3 protein-coding genes are annotated in these 4,277 nt (G+C 42.1%); all 3 read left to right on the top strand.

The window, feature by feature from the left end:
- A partial coding sequence (locus Q0991_RS11775) for a GAF domain-containing protein (RefSeq protein WP_299488673.1) occupies positions 1 to 1,134 on the top strand: 1,134 nt, incomplete at its 5' end.
- Between the two features lie 12 nt (positions 1,135 to 1,146).
- On the top strand, positions 1,147 to 2,871 hold the full coding sequence (locus Q0991_RS11780) for a GAF domain-containing hybrid sensor histidine kinase/response regulator (RefSeq protein WP_299488675.1): 1,725 nt from the start codon (positions 1,147 to 1,149) through the stop codon (positions 2,869 to 2,871).
- Between the two features lie 86 nt (positions 2,872 to 2,957).
- On the top strand, positions 2,958 to 4,277 hold a 1,320-nt coding region (locus tag Q0991_RS11785; protein WP_299488677.1), incomplete at its 3' end, for a response regulator.

Below are 4,277 nucleotides of genomic sequence, written 5' to 3' on the forward strand. Positions count from 1 at the left end.
CGAGCATGGATGAAGCGTATATGCTCAAGGTTCTGGGCGCTTCTATTCCATTACAGTCTAGCCTTTCAGAGACGTAATTTTCTTGCGCTTACCCTGGGGATAGAACCTTTACTTTGTATCGCTGCGACCGAAGAGAGTAGTATAACTAGAATTCATCCATTAATTCATGAGCAACACCATAACACTTCAACGATGCTACAAATCAAAGGCTCCCAACTTCTAGCAGAAATTGTAGCCAAAATCCACCATCGACAGAATAGTCAAAACATATTTGATGCAACGATTGAAACGATTCAACAAATATTAGATGCAGATCGTGTTGCAGTTTTTCAGTTAGATGCTAGTTCAAACTTTGCTGATGGAATATGCATAGCGGAAAAAGTGGTTGCTCACTATCCATTAGCCAAGAATTTAAACGTATTCGATGATTGCTTTGGTGAACGTCTTGCAAAGAAGTATCTGTTTGGACATGTGTTTGCTGTCCGTGACATCTATGATGCACAACTCAGTGAGTGTCATATAAAACTGTTGGAGCGATTTCAAATTCGAGCAAATGTAGTGGCTCCTCTTATTCAAAGCAGTCAACTTTGGGGATTACTATGCGTCCATCAATGTTCAGGCCCCCGAGACTGGAAAGAATCTGAAATAGAATTCGTTAAAGAATTAGCCAATCTGTTTAGTGTTGCCTTGAGTCAAGATCAACTAATTCAGACCTCCCAAGCGAATGCGGATCAATTACGGTCGTATCTTCACCAGGCGCAACTTCAAAAAGAGGTGGAATCACGGAAAGCAAAGCATGCCCGTAATATTTCAAAGGTGATAAAGCAAATCCGCCAAAGCTTAGATACCAAACAGATTTTTACCTCATGTACTTACGAAATTCAACATGCCCTTGCATGTGATCGGGTTGCAATCTACCGTTTCCATGCAGATTGGTCGGGAGAATTCATCGTTGAATCAGCAGGGTCTAGCTGTATCCCACTCGTTGAGGAAAATCAAAATACCCAATGGGAGGACACTTATCTACAAGAGCATCAGGGGGGTCAATATCGCAACCAGGAAACAACCCTTACTGCTGATATCTACACACAAGATTATACGGACTGCCACCTAGAAATTCTTGAGTATTATTAAATTCGAGCCTTCATGATTGTGCCCGTGTTTATGGGGAATCAACTTTGGGGGCTTCTGGCCGCCTACCAAAATTTTCAGCCTCGACAGTGGTCAGAGAATGAACTCGAACTGATGCAATTAGCGGCTGATCAGTTAGCGGTGGCCCTGCAGCAGTCTGAATTATTGCATCAGCTCAATGAATCTAAGGAGAAAGCAGAATCAGCCAATAGAGCTAAGGGACTCTTTTTAGCCAATATGAGTCACGAGTTGCGCACTCCATTGAACGTTATTTTGGGGTATAGCAAACTCTTAGGACGTCAGGATAATCTCACAGTTAAACAAAAGAATATTCTGAACACGATTAATCAGAGCGGGTCCCATCTGTTGAGTCTGATCAACAGTGTCCTTGAAATAACCAAAATTGAATCTGGGAAGCTCAGTATTACGATTACGGAGTTTGACCTGCTCACCCTGTTCAGGTCCCTTCAAAGCATGTTTGACCTTAAAGCTAGGGCAAAGGGACTTAGCTTAGAATTTGACCTCGCTCCAGATCTACCACCCATGGTCCAGACGGATGAAAATCGGCTCCGTCAAGTCCTGATCAATCTTCTGAATAATGCCATTAAATTCACAGAGTCTGGTGGTGTTATCTTGCGGGTTTGGATGGATGAACAGCGTCAAAAAACGAAAGACAACCAAGATACTACTGAACCACAACCTATACTCGCTATAGAAGTTAAAGACACAGGACCAGGGATTGAGGCCGAAGAGCTTGATAATATTTTTGATTTATTTACCCAATCGTGTGCGGGACGTAAAGCTGCAGAGGGGGCAGGCTTAGGATTGGCGATTTGTTATGAATTTACCCAGCTATTGCAAGGTGAGATTGACATTGACAGCAAAGAGGGTCAAGGAACGGTGGTGAAACTCCAAATACCCATCAAGATTGACAACGCTTCAACCCAGAATATACCAAGCTATCAGGAAGTTCAGGCCATCGCCCCTCATCAACCGGTTTATCGGATTCTAATCGTGGAGGATCATCAAGACACCCGCCTCATGTTATTGAATTTATTGGAATCCGTCGGTTTTTCAGCCCGTACTGTGAAAGACGGTCAACAAGCCATTACGCTTTGGCAAGATTGGTGTCCACATCTTGTTTTGATGGACTGGCAAATGCCTGGCATGAATGGCTATCAAACAGCCCAGAAAATTCGACAACTTGAATCTCAAAGTCATCCATCTTGCTTACAGGAGGTTGAAAAACCTTTGTTACGGGAAGGCAGTCCTAATACAGAACCTGCTGTCCCACTGGAGAGAACCATCATTATTGCTCTAACAGCGAGTGTATTTGAAGATACACAACAAGAATCTGCTGTAGCTGGGTGTGATGACTTCGTTTGCAAACCGTTTCAAGAAAGTGTCTTGTTCCAGACTATAGCGAAGTATTTAGGAATTCAGTATACGTATAGAAACTCGGATTTAGAAGATGGTACTTCAGAACATTGTATATCGTCTAAACCTAGAGATTTCACAGAGCTGTTAGCTGAGATGTCTCTATTGCCTAAAGAATGGTTAAGTTCTTGCGAGCAAACTGTTTTAGGGCTGGATGAAGAAAACTTCCATGATATGTTGTCTGATATATCATTCCAGTATCCAGAATTAACTCGAGAACTTAGTCATCTCCTTAAGAATTTAAGGTTTGATATTATCTTAGACTTAATTCAACAGGCCATAAATCAAACTAGTAATGAGTAATTAAGAGAAACAAATGCTGATATTTAGTAAATTCTGATAGGCAATAATTTTCAAAAAAATTGATGAAGGATTATAGTCCAAAAATATTGATTGTTGAAGATAATATCGATAATATCAACATCCTTACTGAAATGCTCAAGGAGCAGGCGTATAAAGTCAGACGTGCCGTAAACGGCGCTATTGCCCTCAGAAGTATCAATCAGGTTTCTCCTGATTTAATTCTCTTAGATATCCTTTTACCTGATCTGTCTGGGTACGCCCTTTGCCAGCAGCTTAAGGCAAATCACCAAACCTGCCATATCCCCATTATCTTCATCAGCGCTTTATCTGACCCACAAGAAAAAGTTAAAGCTTTTGAGATGGGAGGTGCAGATTACATCACGAAACCCTTTGCAACGGCTGAAGTCTTTGCTCGCATCCAAAACCAATTGCAACTTAAAGCCGCGAAAGCTGAAATTGAAGCACTCAATTCAGAACTTGAAGAGCGGGTTCAAGCCCGTACCACACAGCTTTCCAAGGCGAAAGCGACCCTGGAGGAACAGTTTGAAGAACTCAACTGGGCAGATCAGGCATTAAAAGACAGTGAGGCTCGCTTTCGAGCTTTGATTGAGAACACGTCCGATATTGTCTTGCTCGTTAACTCTGAAGGAATAGTCCATTACATTAGCCCTTCGGTACACCGAAATTTACAGTTTTTCCCCACAGATTTCCTACAACAACCTCTGAAACATTGGATCCATCCTTTGGATCAACCTCAGCTCGTGCAAATGCTCAAGGAATCTCTTGCCTCACACGAGAATTCGATGACAATGGAGCTACGCTGGAAAACCGTGGAAGATACTTGGGTTGTATTTGAGGTGATTGCTCAGCAATTTACTGATAATACGGGATTCTCTGGTGTCGCGCTCAATGCCCGCGATATTAGTGAACGCCAAAAAATTGAGGCCATTCAACAGGCCCTCCAACAAGAACAGAAATTGAGCCAAATGAAGCTCAGGTTCTTCTCCATGACCTCTCATGAGTTTCGAACCCCCTTAAGTGTGATTCAGATTGCGACAGAGTTATTGATGAATTCTATTGCTGAAGGGAAAACTGCCAGAAATATCCGCAATATTCACCGAATTCAATCTATTGTCCAGCAATTAACGGATATGCTTTCGAATATACTTGATATAGCTCGAATGGAGGCTCAAAAACTAGAAATCAAGCCTAAACCATTTCACCTCAAAGTTTTCTGCGATGACCTAGTTGAAGGACTAGAAGTAGCGGATCAAGGTGAGCCTCGGATTCAATTAAGCTACCGGGGCCAATTCGGTGAAGTGATGATGGATGAGAAGCTATTGCACAAAGTACTAGCGAATTTACTGACGAATGCCTTAAAATACTCGAATTCTGAACAGATAGTA

The organism is Acaryochloris sp. IP29b_bin.137, assembly GCF_028285745.1.
Lineage (GTDB): Bacteria > Cyanobacteriota > Cyanobacteriia > Thermosynechococcales > Thermosynechococcaceae > Acaryochloris.